Consider the following 13,223-nt stretch of genomic DNA (forward strand, 5'->3'; position numbering starts at 1 on the left):
AACATAAGTGGTAAAAATCAATACATAAGTGGTTATTGGGAATGTTTTTTTAGCTGTTTTTTTAATGAAGAAACATATTTTCTTGACACAATTACTTTTTCTCTGTTTGAAAGCAATGCTTCCAAATTTCCGTTTGCTTTAGCGGAGAATTTTTTAAAAAAATGAATATTGATAATTATAGTTTTTGAAATTCTAATGAAGTTATATGGAAGTTCAGATTGTAATTTATATAAAGGACTTTTTATCTCAAATATATTTTCTTTTGTATAAACAAAAATTTTCCTTTCAAGATATTCCAAATAAATAACAGTTGAGCAAGAGATTTTTTCTTGTTCACCTTTGTGAGTAGAATTAACTATTAAATAGTTATCAGAACTATTCTCTAGTGTTGATACCATATCTAGAATAAAAGATGTTACTTTGTGAATGTAGAAGGTACAAGATTCTTCTTTAAGCTTTTCAATAATTTTAATGTTTGCTTTCATTTTCTACCATATTTCCCTTTCTTTAAAATAAATTTTAATGTTTGTTTGAAACAAAGTTTAATCTAAGTCAAAATAGTATTTTATATGAATATTATTAAAAAATCTATTAACATATTTCTTCGCATATATTTTATAAACATCGTAACATTATTTTTACCCCTCCATAATTGCCATCAATTTGAGAAATGTATTCTTCTCAAAAATGAAAATCACCCTAAGATCCTATGGACAACTATGAAAGGATGAAATTTTCGTTTTGGGGATATTTCAGAAGTTTAGCTTGATAGCGATGGGGTACCGCCACATCGCTATCAAGCTAAGAAAATACAACTACCCCCAGAACAAGATTTTGTGCTAATTTGTAATAAAAAAGCTCATTTTTTCGTTTTGGGGATACCTTAAAATTTTAAGTTGATGGGCATGGGATCCCGCCCACATTTTAACGAAAATATACGCTAAGCAAATTCCAACATAAAGCGAGCCGAATTTTCTACTCATAAGAAAAATTTCGGTTCGTTTTATGGTTTCATGACAAGTTGTTTACTGAACAATAAAGTTCTTTATTGGAACAGGCTACTTTCTTCAACAATCGGGCCAGATTGTTGAAGAAGAAATATAATAAAAATACTTTTGATTGTTTTATTAAACGAATTAAACCGCAAAAAACAAGAAGAATTCCCCCCCCCTTTACTAGTACACTAAATTCTATAAAGGGGGGAGATCATGAACAATAAAGCCATTGGATTATTTCAAGGAATTGCGTTATATATTTCAGCTATTCTAGGATCAGGTGTCCTTTTTTTATCGGGGGTAACGGCCTCAATAGCGGGCCCTGCATCTATTGTATCCTGGTTTATCGTTATTATAATTAGTTTTCCGCTTGCTTATTCCTTTGCTAGTTTGGCACGGATATATCCTGATTCCGGTGGAGCAGCAACCTTTGTTAGAAATTCTTTTGGATATCATCTTGGCAATATCGTTGGGTGGTTTTACTTTGTAACAGCAGCAGTTGGTCAAACGATTGTATCTTTAACTGGTGCTTTTTACGTCAGTCAGGCATTTGGATTTTCGCATTTTGAAACAATTTTAATTGCCGTCTTTATTTTGGTAATTGCAGGTGTTTCCAATTATTACGGCGTAAATGTTAGTGGTAAAGTTGCATTGATTTTAAGTTCCTTATTACTGATTCTTTTAGCGTCAGCTGTATTTGTGGCGTTTCCAAGAATACAATGGGGAAATTTTACTCCCTTTGTTCCAAATGGATGGTTTTCTGTCGGGAACGCTATAACGGTTATCTTTTGGTCATTTTTCGGTTGGGAGGCGATTTGTAATCTGGCTGAGCACTTTAAAAGGCCAGAAAAAGATATTGTCAAAGGAGCAGTTATTAGTGCAGTTGTCAATGGATTATTATTTTTAGCGCTAAGCCTTGTCACTATTGGAACGGCCACGTATGGCAGTCAAGAAAGCAACCTGTCTCCTATTGGTGTTATAATGGGAGATACAGTAGGCGGAGGTGCCAAAGTCGTTACAGCCGTTTTAGCTTTAATTATTTGTACAGGGACAGCGAATGCTTTTGTAGCCAGCCTAACGCAATTAGGATATTCATTAAGCAGAGATGGTGCTTTCCCAAAATTTTTCTCAAGGCTGCATGCAACTACTCAAATTCCAAGACAGATGGTATTGTTTGTTATCTGTTTTTCGGTAGCAGGTGTGTTAGTGACAAAAGCTTTGTCACTAACGTTTGATGATATTTTGTTTATACCGACTTCTCTTGGGATTCTAGTTTATGTTCTTTCAATGGCAGCAGGCGTTAAATTATTTAGGAAGAACACACGGGCATGGTGGGCATCGTTAATCTCTTTCATTTTATGTTTGCTGGTGATTCCATTTTTTCAATTGTATATATTTGTTCCGTTAATTGTCGTGGCTATATATGCGATTTATATGATTTTGAGTAATAAGATTTTCGCCTACAAGGGAGGGTTAAATTCTAATGAAGGATCAAAATAACCTTTCCAGAGATACCATGTGGAAAGCAACAGTATCATGTGATTCAGCGTATGACGGGATATTCTTTTACGCAGTCAAGACAACTGGAATTTTCTGCCGGCCTTCTTGCAAGTCTAAGGTTCCTAATTATGAAAATGTATCCTTTTTTTCAAATGCGCACGAAGCTCAAAGGGCAGGCTATCGTCCATGCAAAAGATGCCGATCAGATCTAAATATAAAAATATACGACCCGTTCGAATGCGTTTTGGAAGATACTATGCAATTGATAAAAAATAATTATGTTCAAAACATGTCTTTAAATGAAATTGCATCAAGGGTAGGAGTTAGTCGTTTTCATTTAAATCGGATTTTCAAAGAAAGAACAGGGTATACTCCTCGAATATATTTAGAAAGGATCAGAGTTAAGAAAGCAAAGGAACTTCTCTTGACAACGGTCTTTAATAGTACAGAGATTGGTTATCAAACAGGCTATCAAAGTGTATCTAGCTTTTATAATGCATTTAAAAGAAATACAGGATTTTCACCGAGTCAATTCCGTGCTTTCCATAGTGGAAATACCGTAAACCAAGAACTTGACTGAATTCACGTTCTTTAACAAAAGATAGCATGAATTAACAAGAGTGCTTTGTACTCATCGTATTTTTTGATAAATCATTACTGATTGATTAAAAGTAAGCAACTTTGTATTGAACAATAATAAGCCATTTTTTCTCTGTTATAGAATTGTAAGCTTTTTAATTCAATCCTCAACAAACGGGCAGGATTATTGAACAAGTTTTATGAACTTTAGTGGTAGCATCATTAGTGAAATGCTTTATAACAACTAATTAAGGAGGGATAGAATATGAGAAATAACTTTCAAATCGTTGCGTTACAAGAGAAGGAGTTTAATAACCTATTTCTAATGAACGAAGAAGTATTAAAAAGTATCGGGGCAGTCAAAATAATAGCAAATAAAAATCCTGGATATCCTTGCAGGATAAGTTTGAAGGATGCAGAGGTAGGAGAAGAGGTAATTTTACTGAATTACCAATATCATAGTGTTAATTCGCCTTATAAAGCAAGTGGTCCTATATTTATACGAAAGGGAGCAACTACTGCTAAGCTAGATGTAAATGAAATTCCGCATATGTTACATCATAGGTATCTATCTGTACGCGGCTACAATGCTGACTCAATGATTGTAGAAGCAAGGGTTACAGAAGGTGTCAATTTAAGAGAAAATATAGATGAAATTTTTGATAATAAAGAAGTAGAATATATTCACATTCTTAACGCTAAACCAGGATGCTATAACTGCCTTGTTAATAGAGTGTGAAAAAATTGAAAATGCAAACTTCTATTATCCTATAAGGGGTACCACCAATCGCTATCAAGCTAATTCAACAAAATCCCCCCTAAAATGTAAAAATACTCTGCTATCTAGTGAACAGTTTTATACTTTCCGAATAATAGTCAAATAAATGGATGATACTATACTTATATAATCATTATCAGGAGAATCTGCAGATTTGCAGATTCTTTTTTATTTTATCGAAAGTAAACTTTTAGCCAGCAGTTTATTTTCCTACTATTGATTTTTTATACGTATTTGTTGAAAAATCAAGGAGCTGCAAAAAAATACCGAAATTTAGTTCGGTAATAGTAACGTGCATATAAAAGATCCCACTTTGGTATATCTCCGAAAGAGTCATAAAAATCTATGTTTTTTTAATTCAGTTGCAAACTACAAAACTTCTTTTGAAAGAAATGTACATACAAATTATATTTTATTCCATAACTCTCTAACTTTTGTTCATGGTAGTCTGATATTGAAAAAATATAATATTTGGTACGACATCACTTTGTTTTTTTATAAAGTTTTGTAATTAAACTATAATATTGTATTTTTTTTTGTATTATTGAAATTAGTAATAATAAAATGTATTATTGAAAAGCACAATTTATAATTCAAGTAATCAGGACTATGCGCCCATTATAATTTGAACATTCAGAAATTATAATATTGTCTAAAAATGAGGTGAGATTCATAGAAACAGTACATATTAAATGGTATGGAATGTATAGTATAAATGATTTTTATAATAGGGAAGAAGCTTCTAAGAAGGGGATATTTGCAATCTCTAGAGTATGTGCTAAGAGTGTAACATTGCTATATATAGGACAAACCAAAAGAAGCTTTATACAAAAGATAAGGGAACTTAACAAGGAGTGGCCTTTCGATGAGAGCGAATTAAAGATTACATTAGGAATAATAGAATTTCCTAGTGGTGAAATTTACTCTGAAAAGAAGGTAAAAGAGATAAAATCCCTTTTGATTTTACGACATACCCCATTAGAAAACGAAACATCTTTATTATACTATAGAGGGAAATTTAATTTAAAAATTATAAATAAGGGAAGAAGAGGTTTAATTGTTAAAAAGCTTTCTACAGGAGATCTAATATGGACATAATTGGAATCACCTTTGAATAAAATTGAAGGTTTCTTAAGTGCAGAAGCTTATCAATTTTTAATGTATTAAACTATTTTGAATAACATATGTCAGATACTTGAAAAAACACAAATTTTATTATGATATGAAATCCTGTATGGAAAGTGTAGTTTATTTCTATTGTTTAATAAAAATATTAAGAATTTTAGGGATAATACATAAAGAGTAGAGGAGAAAGTAAACACGGAGGTTTGAAGAATGGGACAAGTAAGCAGATTTCAAGAAAAACAACAGAATCGTCGTCAAAAGGCAATTTTTAATATTGCATTTACTTTGGTATTAGTGACAGTTGGTATAGTGACATACCAATTGTTTACCCCTTCTAATACATCAACGAAAGCAATTGCTCAAGAAAAGAAAGTAACAAAGATAGAAGAGAAGAAAACTGAAGATAAAGAAACAGCAAAGATAGAAGAGAAGAAAACTGAAGATAAAGAAACAGCAAAGATAGAAGAGAAGAAAACTGAAGATAAAGAAACAGCAAAGATAGAAGAAAAGAAAAATGAAGATAAAGAGGCAGCACAGCTAGAAGAGAAATCAAAAACAGAAAAATCGGTAAAAACGAACGGAACTGAAAATAATGAGGAAGAAAAAACGGCATCTCAAGAAAAGGGTTCTCAAACTAATCCTTCTTGGAAGCCAATTGGTACCGAGCAAGGAGCAAAACCTGAAATGAAATTTAAAGAAGGAACAGTAGATTGGAGTGAGATGAAAAAAGCAATTTCTTATGCTGTTGATGTTCCAGAGAGCCAATTGATTTTCGATTTTATTGGGAATAATGGTAATAATAAAGCCTACGGTAATGTACGAGATAAGCAAAATAATAAAAAATATAAGGTTAATATTGATTGGGTAGAAAATCAGGGGTGGAAACCAGTATCTGTACAAGTGGTAAGATAAATAATAGAAATGTAATGATGTAAATCAGCTGTCCATATGGACAGCTGATTATTTTTTTTGCTTAGCGTATTTTTTTGAAAATGCTGGTGGTACCTCGTTGAGAAACATGAATTAAATCTATATTTTGTTTTATTTACCTCACTACTTTATCCATAACTTCTTTATATTTATAATAGTAATTAGTTTCAAATAAATAGTTGTATGGAAGAAAATGTTCCTTGTAAGTAGTAAGCATCCTTTACAATTTTAATTTATCATTATTTATAAAAAAGAAAAGACACCCTAAGGTGCCTTCCTTCGACTTGAACCATCTTAATTTTAATAATATATTGGACTCCCGTCCAAATATTATTTTACCATGTTAAATTGTTTTATTCATTGAGAAATATAGTTTCATTTTATATTTAAAAGAATTCTATAGGCTAGAACCACCTATTAATTAGGGGGAACTGACATGTTAAGCTAATATTATAATACTTCTAGAACGGAAATTTTGAGCAAGATGTATACGAGCCACATATTAAAAAAAAGACACTCTCAAGAGTGCCTCTCCTTAGCAGCCGAATCCGCCGCCCCAACAGCTAGCGCCAACGATGATTAATAAGATGAAGAGCACAACAAGTAAGGCAAATCCGCCGCCGAAACCACAGCCTCCACCACAACTACCGCCATAGCCCATATTAACTCCTCCTTTCATAAAGACCATTTATTAATGGATTTAATTTACTTTATGTTTTTAAGGATGAATGGAGCAGGTCCTTAAAAAAATAAAAGGACTTTGGAAGTTAAAAAGAGTTGACGACCTTATTTTTGTCACCGGTATCCCGCCTTCTACATATTGTATTTTATTCTGTGTATTGGGGGAAGGAGGATCTTATGGCTAATTCTGAGATGATTTTACGTTTACTTACGGATTTAAAGATTGAACAACAATTGTTGAAAGAACAGTTAGAGAAAATGCAAACAGCTGTGACCATTCTTGAAGAAAAATCAGCGACGCTTAAAGAAAAAACAATGACTCCTGAAGAAAAACCATCTGTTACAAAGCAAAGAGCTTTTTCTGGACGCCCAACATCTTTTCGTGATTGGAGAGCATCTAGTCAAAAAAATTAGAGAATGTTATGTGAAATGAAATGATAAAAAAAGTACAGTCTGCTGTAGAAAAGACTGTACTTTTTTATGTTAGTAGAGAATGTTAAGGGAGACGTATTTATTTTGCCTATTCCAATTCCACTTTTAATTGGAGCTCTTTATCTAACTTATCATTATTAAATTTTAAAGTTAATCCTCGCGTGTTTTTCGGTACATCGAATACAATGTTTCCGTCCGAATGTTCATCAGGGTTAACAATACCAAATTTAAATGTAGAGGTATTTGCAGCTTTAAGTACGGATTGATATTCATTGGAAATGTGATATTCTCTTCCAAATCCATCAATTAATTTAAAGTTGTTAATATCTAGTGTAATGGGTTCTTCTTTACGATTATAAACTGCGATGTCTAATACTTTAAAGACACCTTGTGCTTTAACTTCTCCAGTCCCTAGAACATCTAATGACTCGGCAGATCCCATTGACATGTATACATCAGAGGAATCTACATTGGTAGGAAGTTCTTTTTGCGAATCCTTGCTGCTAAGTTTGTCATTCTCTGTTTTTTTGGAAGTCGCCTGCTCATTTTTTGCAGGCGCATCATGTGAACTGCAAGCTGATACTCCAAACAAGAATGTGCTACATAATAATGATGCTAATAACTTTTTGTTCATCGTTTCTTCCTTCCAAAATAGAAGCACTTTTAATGAGTGCTATATATATTTGTCTTTATATGTATTACATTTTATATCTTATTATATTATTTTTGGAAAGAAAAGGGAAAGTATTGTACATTTCTCTGATTCGAATTATTTATCTGTCTAAAAGTTGAAATTAAAATGAGCCCCATAAATGATAAACCATTCCACTAACAAAAAACACTAATCCTAAAAATAAAACAATTAAAGCAAGCATTCCATTTTTATTATGTTCCATAAAATTAGCTCCTTTTTTCATTTACTTACATACAAAAAGCCTTTAGTCGTAATTATGGCTAAAGGCTGTGGTCATTATACTTTTGTGGTCAATATTACTTTATCTAGCTGTATCTGAGTAATATTCCTCAGCAAGAAACTCTTTAATAAGTGATATTTCATTTGTATCTGGATTAAACTTAAATATTTTAATTTGATTAGATTCGCCTTTGTATGCAAATGTATTCTCACCAACTTGGGTCATATTGCTGGTGTTTAAGATAGGATCGCTACCGTGATCAGTAATTTCTACAGTTTTCTCCCGGTCCCAGAATGCAATGATAATAATCAAAATGATAAGACATACCCGTATAAAACGTAATTCTCTTGCAACAGGATGTTCCATCTGTTAGTCTCCTTTACTGTTTGATAGAGTCTGTTTATAAAAGAGATAATTCCTAGGAATATAAATAAAAAAGACACCGTAAAGTGTCTTTTTTATTTTAGTTATGCGCATTACTTAATAAGACGCTAGTTCCTCAGTCTGGCTATGAGTAACTATGTAGGGTAATTCCATTATAACATTTTAACCAGTAATGGGTCTATATGGAATTTTATTGATTTTCTTTTTGATTATTCAGAATGACTTACCGAGTATTTGGATGAGGAAAGCAGTGAGACAGAAGCGACTAAACTTGTTTTAGAAGAGTGTCTTTTTTGTATCATTGTGAGTAGAGTGTAGAGTTATATTTCCCTTTACACAAACATAACGGTATAATATAGTTAAGTTAAGTAAACTTAACTATTAAACGAAACGAAATAAAAGCATGGAGGATGCTATGACTAGAACGTATAAAGAAGTAATTAATGAAATGAATCGAGCCTATACGGAACTCTATATTTTACTATTTCAAGATTTAAAGGATGAGTTCGGTCTTACTGGGCAGCAAGAGAGCATGTTATTTCATATTCATTTAAATGAAAACACGACAGCAAATAACATTGCGAATACGTTTAATATAACGAAAAGTGCGGTGAGCCAAGTTTTATCGAAATTGGAAAAGCAACAGATGATTTCAAAACAAGTAAACCCTAATAATAAAAGGGAGTATTTTCTTACACTTGGTCCAAACGGTAGTAAGTATATAGAGCGGTTGTCTGAGTTAGATGATGTATTAATTGAGAAATACTTTTCTAAAATCGATATAAATGCCCTAGAGCAAATGACAGAGACGTTAACGAAAATAAATAAAGTGATATTGGAAGAAAAGCAGAAGGATCTTGATTGTAATGAGTAAGAACTTAGATGAAGCAATTAGTAGAAAGGAGGGGAAGCATGTGATGAGTTACATACCAAATATGATTACGATAGCAAATTTTGTGTGTGGGCTTTTGGCTATTCATGCTGTTTTCGTTGAGGATATGTACGGTGCAGTTATGTTCATTATTACAGGTATGGTCCTTGATTTGTTTGATGGCATGATTGCTCGGAAACTTGATTCTGTTTCAGAAATTGGTGGAGAGCTGGACTCATTTGCGGATTTAGTTACTTTTGGTGTGGCACCATCTATTCTTGCATATAATGCTTCGTTAAAAGATTTGCAGTCTATCGGGATGATATGCGCGCTCGCTTACAGTATTTGCGGAATGCTTCGGCTTGCGAGATTTAACACACAGCAAAGCAAACTCCCAACATTCATCGGAATGCCCATTCCATTCGCGGCGATGTGTCTCCTCATTTTATGTCGCCTAAATAATCCAGTTTCCGTGGCATTTGGTACAAGCGTACTCGCTTATTTAATGGTGAGCAAAATCAAATTTCCTCATTTTAAAAAAGATATAGCTGAAAGCTTGGATTCTGAAAGATTGGATTGATAATACGGAATTACAATGAGAAAGATAAAGGAGAATAACATGATTCGTATGGCATTAAGATCATTCAACATACAAATGTATTGTTTGCTAGGCGTAATGTTATTGGGATGGCTCGTGACACCTTTTCGAGCCCAGTTTGTCGGGATAAGCATTGGCCTTTTGGTGAGTATGTACTGCGCCTGGATTTTAGGAAGGCGTATTGAAAAGTTCGGAGATAGCATTGTAAAAAAAGAAAAAGCACCGATGCTCGGAATGATAAATCGGTTCGCAGCCGCAATACTCGGCGCGATTATTATGTATGAAATTGAACATCATGAATTCATGTGGACATTTGCAGCTGGAATTATGGGTGGGTATTTCTTGATTATTATTAATTTGGGGTATTACAGTATGAGGGATGAGAAGGGATAGATGAGTAAACTCTCAAGTATAGAATGATATACTTAAGAGTTTACTCATTTTAAATTTATCTATTACTTGTTGTAACATATCCATTAGAAAAATCCCCATTGCTGTACTGTTTAGCTTTTTCAGTACGTCTAACAATATAACATATATATTCATTATTTTTGGAAATCTTAATCTATTAAATGTCCCTTTTTCGGAGGTCACTTCATTTCGCTAGAAGGCTTTTCTATTTTTCCCGAGAATGAACAGTAATATATAATCTAATTTTCGTGAATGTAATGGGGAGGCAGTAAAATTTGAACAGAAAAATTTGGTTTGTATTCACTTTTTTTGCTCTTTTAGTATCTGGTTATATTGTTGTCCAATATTCTATTATGGATGGATTTCAAACAGGGCTTGTAAAAGCGAAGCTTATGTTTGGATCTAAATTAAGTGATTTCTGGTATAGTATGTTATTTATACATATTACGACTAGTATAGTAGCATTAGTAATTGGTCCTTTCACATTATCCACTAAATTTAGAGAGAGGAATATCAACCGTCATCGAATAGTTGGGAGAATCTACATGGTTGGTATATTATTAGGAGGCGTTTCTGGACTATACCTATCCTTTTATGCTACGGGAGGATTGGTAGCGAAGCTAGGCTTTGGTTTGTTATCTGTATTTTGGCTAACATCAGCATATCAAGCGTTACATAGAGTTAAGAATAAAAAAATTAAAGAGCATCGGAACTGGATGATTAGAAATTATTCTTTAACCTTTGGAGCAGTTACATTAAGAATTTGGCTACCCTTGTTTATAGTTCTATTTGGAATAGAGCGGTTTGAACTTAGTTACGCTATTATTGCTTGGTTAGCATGGGTACCTAATTTAATTGTGGCAGAATTATTTATAAGAAAAAGACTTAATAAAGGAAAATACGAAGGAAATGAGGATTTACATTTTTGATGTGAATCTGCTGTTATATTGAGGACAGAATTCTTCAGTAATTCAATACTTTTATAGGTGTAAGCATGGCGTTACCTAACAACGAATAGCGGATTCCTAATAAGAGTAATAATAAAAACTAACATAAAATTTAAGAAAAATTTTATGTTTACCCCACTTTTTATTTTAAAAGTTTTTCCTATCCTATAAACAAGTTACATCAAGGAGGAGACTGAAAATGAAGGAGTGGGGATTTTTTATTTTTAGTATATCCCCTATATTCGAAGACAAAGTAGAAGATTAAATATATGAACAAAGTACTGGTTCTTAAACTATATTCTAAAATAATAGATGAAAATGTAAAGTTAGGGGATTCCACATGCATACAGGAGTTTTGATTAGTTATTTGTATACGTATTTTTTCACTATAATTTTTTGTATTTTGTTTCAAATTGGATTTTATTTTAAAGCGAAAAGAAACATATCTATTCGGCATTTTCTATGGGTATATATTTTTCTGTTCTATCTTTCGTTAGTGTATAAGGTGACGCAAATCGCGACTGTATGGGATATAAGTAGATATGAAACGTGGATTCGTGTAAGTCAAATCAACTTGACTCTATTTGATACGGCAGGTAGTACGACGTATCTTTTAAATATTGTACTGTTTATGCCGTTCGGCTTTTTATTACCGACTATTTGGCCGCAGTTTAGAAAAATGAAAAACACCGTATGCGCGGGATTCCTTTTTTCATTGGCAATTGAGTTAAATCAATTATTAAATAATAGAATTACGGATATTGATGATTTATTTACGAATACCCTCGGAGCGATTGTTGGGTATGTATTATATAGAGCTTTATTTAAAATGATATTGAAAAGAGAGGGAAAAAAGCTTGATACGAACTCTTCTGTAGTCATAAAATACGAGGCTGTTTTTTGTCTAGTATGTTCATTTGTAGGGGCGATGTTAATTTATTATCCAGCTTTATTTGGAAGACCTGTCATCCTTCAGTGAGGTGATTACGAATTTCTTTTGAACGCTCGTGCGATATTTCAATTTGTAAAAAGCCTTTAACTTGTTATAGTTAAAGGCTTTTATCATCATAATTTTTACTTACCAATTACCTACTCTAACATCCACCTTCAACCACTTCACCCAATCCAAATCCTCTACCTTAAGCAAACTAAGCGAAACACCCTTCATATCTAAAGAAGTTAACAGCGTACCAACCTTTACGAATGTCACTTGTAAACCTTCAAGTTCACACAAACGGCGAATGTCGTTTGCGAAAATGTATTGTTCCATTAATGGAGTTGCGCCGAGTCCATTAATGAGGATAGCGAAGTTGTCTTCTTTTCTCCAGCGATAAATGCTTTTTAGTTTGTTCATTAGTTCGATCGCTAATATTTCAGAAGAGGATAGTGCTTCTTTACGGTAACCTTTTTCGCCATGGATGCCGACGCCATAAAACACTTCATCGTCATTTAATGTGAATGAAGCTTTTCCTTTTACTGGATCGTTGGCAGGGGAAAGGGCAACTCCTAATGTGTGTAAGTTTTCAGTGATAGAACGGCCAAGTGTTGTTAGTTCTTCTAGAGAATGGCCTTCAAGAGCGGCTGCACCAAGTATTTTTTGAACGAAAACAGTACCAGCGACGCCGCGTCTTCTTTTATTAAAAGAAGCATCATCTTCAATTGAAACGTCGTCATTTACGATGATGTGGTCAATTTTTCTTCCTTCTTCTTTAGCGATCTGCTCAGCCGCTAGAAAGTTCTCAACGTCATCTTTAAAGTTTTTAATGATGAATAAAATACTTTTATCTTTTGGCATGAGGCGAGTAGCCGCTACAATTTGTTCCACTGTAGGCGGAGTGAAAATGCTGCCGTTTACTGCCGCTGTAAGCATACCTATTCCTACATAGCCAATATCAGCGGGTTCATGTCCGCTACCACCGCCGCTTATAATCGCGACGTTTTGCTTTAGTTTTTCGATATCTTTTACATAAATGATGTTATTTGTTTCGTCGTAATTTACTTTGTCGTTATGTTCAAAATAAAAGCCATGCAGCATATCTTGAACGATATTTTGTACATCATTCATAATCTTTTTCATT

Annotated in this window: 16 protein-coding genes; 11 read left to right on the forward strand and 5 right to left on the reverse strand. The window is 33.1% G+C overall.

The window, feature by feature from the left end:
* Window positions 1-32: 32 nt before the first annotated feature.
* Window positions 33-485, reverse strand: coding sequence for a LytTR family DNA-binding domain-containing protein (locus MHB52_RS05275; protein WP_061663531.1), 453 nt, complete (start codon window positions 483-485; stop codon window positions 33-35).
* Window positions 486-1,208: 723 nt separating this feature from the next.
* Here MHB52_RS05275 and MHB52_RS05280 point away from each other — a divergent pair.
* From MHB52_RS05280 to MHB52_RS05300, 5 genes are all read left to right on the forward strand, one after another.
* Complete coding sequence (locus MHB52_RS05280; protein ID WP_061664683.1) at window positions 1,209-2,495, forward strand: APC family permease; 1,287 nt, start codon at window positions 1,209-1,211, stop codon at window positions 2,493-2,495.
* Window positions 2,479-3,075: a bifunctional transcriptional activator/DNA repair enzyme AdaA gene (locus MHB52_RS05285; protein ID WP_016117335.1), complete on the forward strand. Its 597-nt coding sequence runs from the start codon at window positions 2,479-2,481 to the stop codon at window positions 3,073-3,075. The genes MHB52_RS05280 and MHB52_RS05285 overlap by 17 nt, the downstream gene beginning before the upstream one ends.
* A gap of 264 nt (window positions 3,076-3,339) precedes the next feature.
* Entirely contained in the window at window positions 3,340-3,813 is a 474-nt protein-coding gene (locus MHB52_RS05290; RefSeq protein WP_001245414.1) for a DUF1203 domain-containing protein, read from the forward strand.
* A 702-nt stretch (window positions 3,814-4,515) separates the two neighbouring features.
* On the forward strand, window positions 4,516-4,950 hold the full coding sequence (locus tag MHB52_RS05295) for a hypothetical protein (RefSeq protein ID WP_002100802.1): 435 nt from the start codon (window positions 4,516-4,518) through the stop codon (window positions 4,948-4,950).
* A gap of 237 nt (window positions 4,951-5,187) precedes the next feature.
* Window positions 5,188-5,889 carry a YrrS family protein gene (locus tag MHB52_RS05300; RefSeq protein ID WP_063263979.1) on the forward strand — a complete coding sequence of 234 codons (702 nt, stop codon included), beginning with the start codon at window positions 5,188-5,190 and terminating at the stop codon, window positions 5,887-5,889.
* A gap of 553 nt (window positions 5,890-6,442) precedes the next feature.
* Here MHB52_RS05300 and MHB52_RS05305 read toward each other — a convergent pair.
* Window positions 6,443-6,568 (reverse strand): YjcZ family sporulation protein, encoded by a 126-nt coding sequence (locus MHB52_RS05305; RefSeq protein WP_000540377.1) that lies wholly within the window; start codon window positions 6,566-6,568, stop codon window positions 6,443-6,445.
* A 197-nt stretch (window positions 6,569-6,765) separates the two neighbouring features.
* Here MHB52_RS05305 and MHB52_RS05310 point away from each other — a divergent pair, with 197 nt between their 5' ends.
* Complete coding sequence (locus MHB52_RS05310; protein WP_061664680.1) at window positions 6,766-7,002, forward strand: hypothetical protein; 237 nt, start codon at window positions 6,766-6,768, stop codon at window positions 7,000-7,002.
* Window positions 7,003-7,108: 106 nt separating this feature from the next.
* Here MHB52_RS05310 and MHB52_RS05315 read toward each other — a convergent pair whose 3' ends face one another.
* Window positions 7,109-7,654: a DUF4352 domain-containing protein gene (locus MHB52_RS05315; RefSeq protein ID WP_016117338.1), complete on the reverse strand. Its 546-nt coding sequence runs from the start codon at window positions 7,652-7,654 to the stop codon at window positions 7,109-7,111.
* A gap of 361 nt (window positions 7,655-8,015) precedes the next feature.
* Window positions 8,016-8,300 carry a YmzC family protein gene (locus MHB52_RS05320; RefSeq protein WP_000400961.1) on the reverse strand — a complete coding sequence of 95 codons (285 nt, stop codon included), beginning with the start codon at window positions 8,298-8,300 and terminating at the stop codon, window positions 8,016-8,018.
* A gap of 433 nt (window positions 8,301-8,733) precedes the next feature.
* On the opposite strand from MHB52_RS05320, the gene MHB52_RS05325 reads away from it, so the two are divergent.
* From MHB52_RS05325 to MHB52_RS05345, 5 genes are all read left to right on the forward strand, one after another.
* Complete coding sequence (locus MHB52_RS05325) at window positions 8,734-9,192, forward strand: MarR family winged helix-turn-helix transcriptional regulator (RefSeq protein ID WP_000198946.1); 459 nt, start codon at window positions 8,734-8,736, stop codon at window positions 9,190-9,192.
* Window positions 9,185-9,769, forward strand: a complete 585-nt coding sequence (pssA, locus tag MHB52_RS05330) for a CDP-diacylglycerol--serine O-phosphatidyltransferase (protein WP_000042028.1) — start codon at window positions 9,185-9,187, stop codon at window positions 9,767-9,769. Before MHB52_RS05325 ends, pssA begins: the two co-directional genes overlap by 8 nt.
* A gap of 39 nt (window positions 9,770-9,808) precedes the next feature.
* On the forward strand, window positions 9,809-10,180 hold the full coding sequence (locus MHB52_RS05335; protein WP_000620602.1) for an ATP synthase subunit I: 372 nt from the start codon (window positions 9,809-9,811) through the stop codon (window positions 10,178-10,180).
* Window positions 10,181-10,473: 293 nt separating this feature from the next.
* Complete coding sequence (locus MHB52_RS05340; protein ID WP_001080296.1) at window positions 10,474-11,127, forward strand: DUF2306 domain-containing protein; 654 nt, start codon at window positions 10,474-10,476, stop codon at window positions 11,125-11,127.
* A 358-nt stretch (window positions 11,128-11,485) separates the two neighbouring features.
* Window positions 11,486-12,124 carry a VanZ family protein gene (locus MHB52_RS05345; RefSeq protein WP_000556843.1) on the forward strand — a complete coding sequence of 213 codons (639 nt, stop codon included), beginning with the start codon at window positions 11,486-11,488 and terminating at the stop codon, window positions 12,122-12,124.
* A gap of 99 nt (window positions 12,125-12,223) precedes the next feature.
* Here MHB52_RS05345 and dhaQ read toward each other — a convergent pair whose 3' ends face one another.
* Window positions 12,224-13,222: a DhaKLM operon coactivator DhaQ gene (dhaQ, locus tag MHB52_RS05350; protein WP_061664678.1), complete on the reverse strand. Its 999-nt coding sequence runs from the start codon at window positions 13,220-13,222 to the stop codon at window positions 12,224-12,226.
* Window position 13,223: the final 1 nt, after the last annotated feature.

Source organism: Bacillus sp. FSL K6-0073 (genome assembly GCF_038006085.1).
GTDB lineage: Bacteria > Bacillota > Bacilli > Bacillales > Bacillaceae_G > Bacillus_A > Bacillus_A cereus.

Coding starts and splice junctions, on each gene's coding strand:
- MHB52_RS05280 (WP_061664683.1), top strand. CDS start 1,209: ATGAACAATAAAGCCATTGGATTATTTCAAGGAATTGCGTTATATATT.
- MHB52_RS05345 (WP_000556843.1), top strand. CDS start 11,486: ATGCATACAGGAGTTTTGATTAGTTATTTGTATACGTATTTTTTCACT.
- MHB52_RS05335 (WP_000620602.1), top strand. CDS start 9,809: ATGATTCGTATGGCATTAAGATCATTCAACATACAAATGTATTGTTTG.
- MHB52_RS05285 (WP_016117335.1), top strand. CDS start 2,479: ATGAAGGATCAAAATAACCTTTCCAGAGATACCATGTGGAAAGCAACA.
- MHB52_RS05325 (WP_000198946.1), top strand. CDS start 8,734: ATGACTAGAACGTATAAAGAAGTAATTAATGAAATGAATCGAGCCTAT.
- pssA (WP_000042028.1), top strand. CDS start 9,185: ATGAGTAAGAACTTAGATGAAGCAATTAGTAGAAAGGAGGGGAAGCAT.
- MHB52_RS05290 (WP_001245414.1), top strand. CDS start 3,340: ATGAGAAATAACTTTCAAATCGTTGCGTTACAAGAGAAGGAGTTTAAT.
- MHB52_RS05275 (WP_061663531.1), bottom strand. CDS start 485: ATGAAAGCAAACATTAAAATTATTGAAAAGCTTAAAGAAGAATCTTGT.
- MHB52_RS05320 (WP_000400961.1), bottom strand. CDS start 8,300: ATGGAACATCCTGTTGCAAGAGAATTACGTTTTATACGGGTATGTCTT.
- MHB52_RS05310 (WP_061664680.1), top strand. CDS start 6,766: ATGGCTAATTCTGAGATGATTTTACGTTTACTTACGGATTTAAAGATT.
- dhaQ (WP_061664678.1), bottom strand. CDS start 13,222: ATGAAAAAGATTATGAATGATGTACAAAATATCGTTCAAGATATGCTG.
- MHB52_RS05315 (WP_016117338.1), bottom strand. CDS start 7,654: ATGAACAAAAAGTTATTAGCATCATTATTATGTAGCACATTCTTGTTT.
- MHB52_RS05300 (WP_063263979.1), top strand. CDS start 5,188: ATGGGACAAGTAAGCAGATTTCAAGAAAAACAACAGAATCGTCGTCAA.
- MHB52_RS05305 (WP_000540377.1), bottom strand. CDS start 6,568: ATGGGCTATGGCGGTAGTTGTGGTGGAGGCTGTGGTTTCGGCGGCGGA.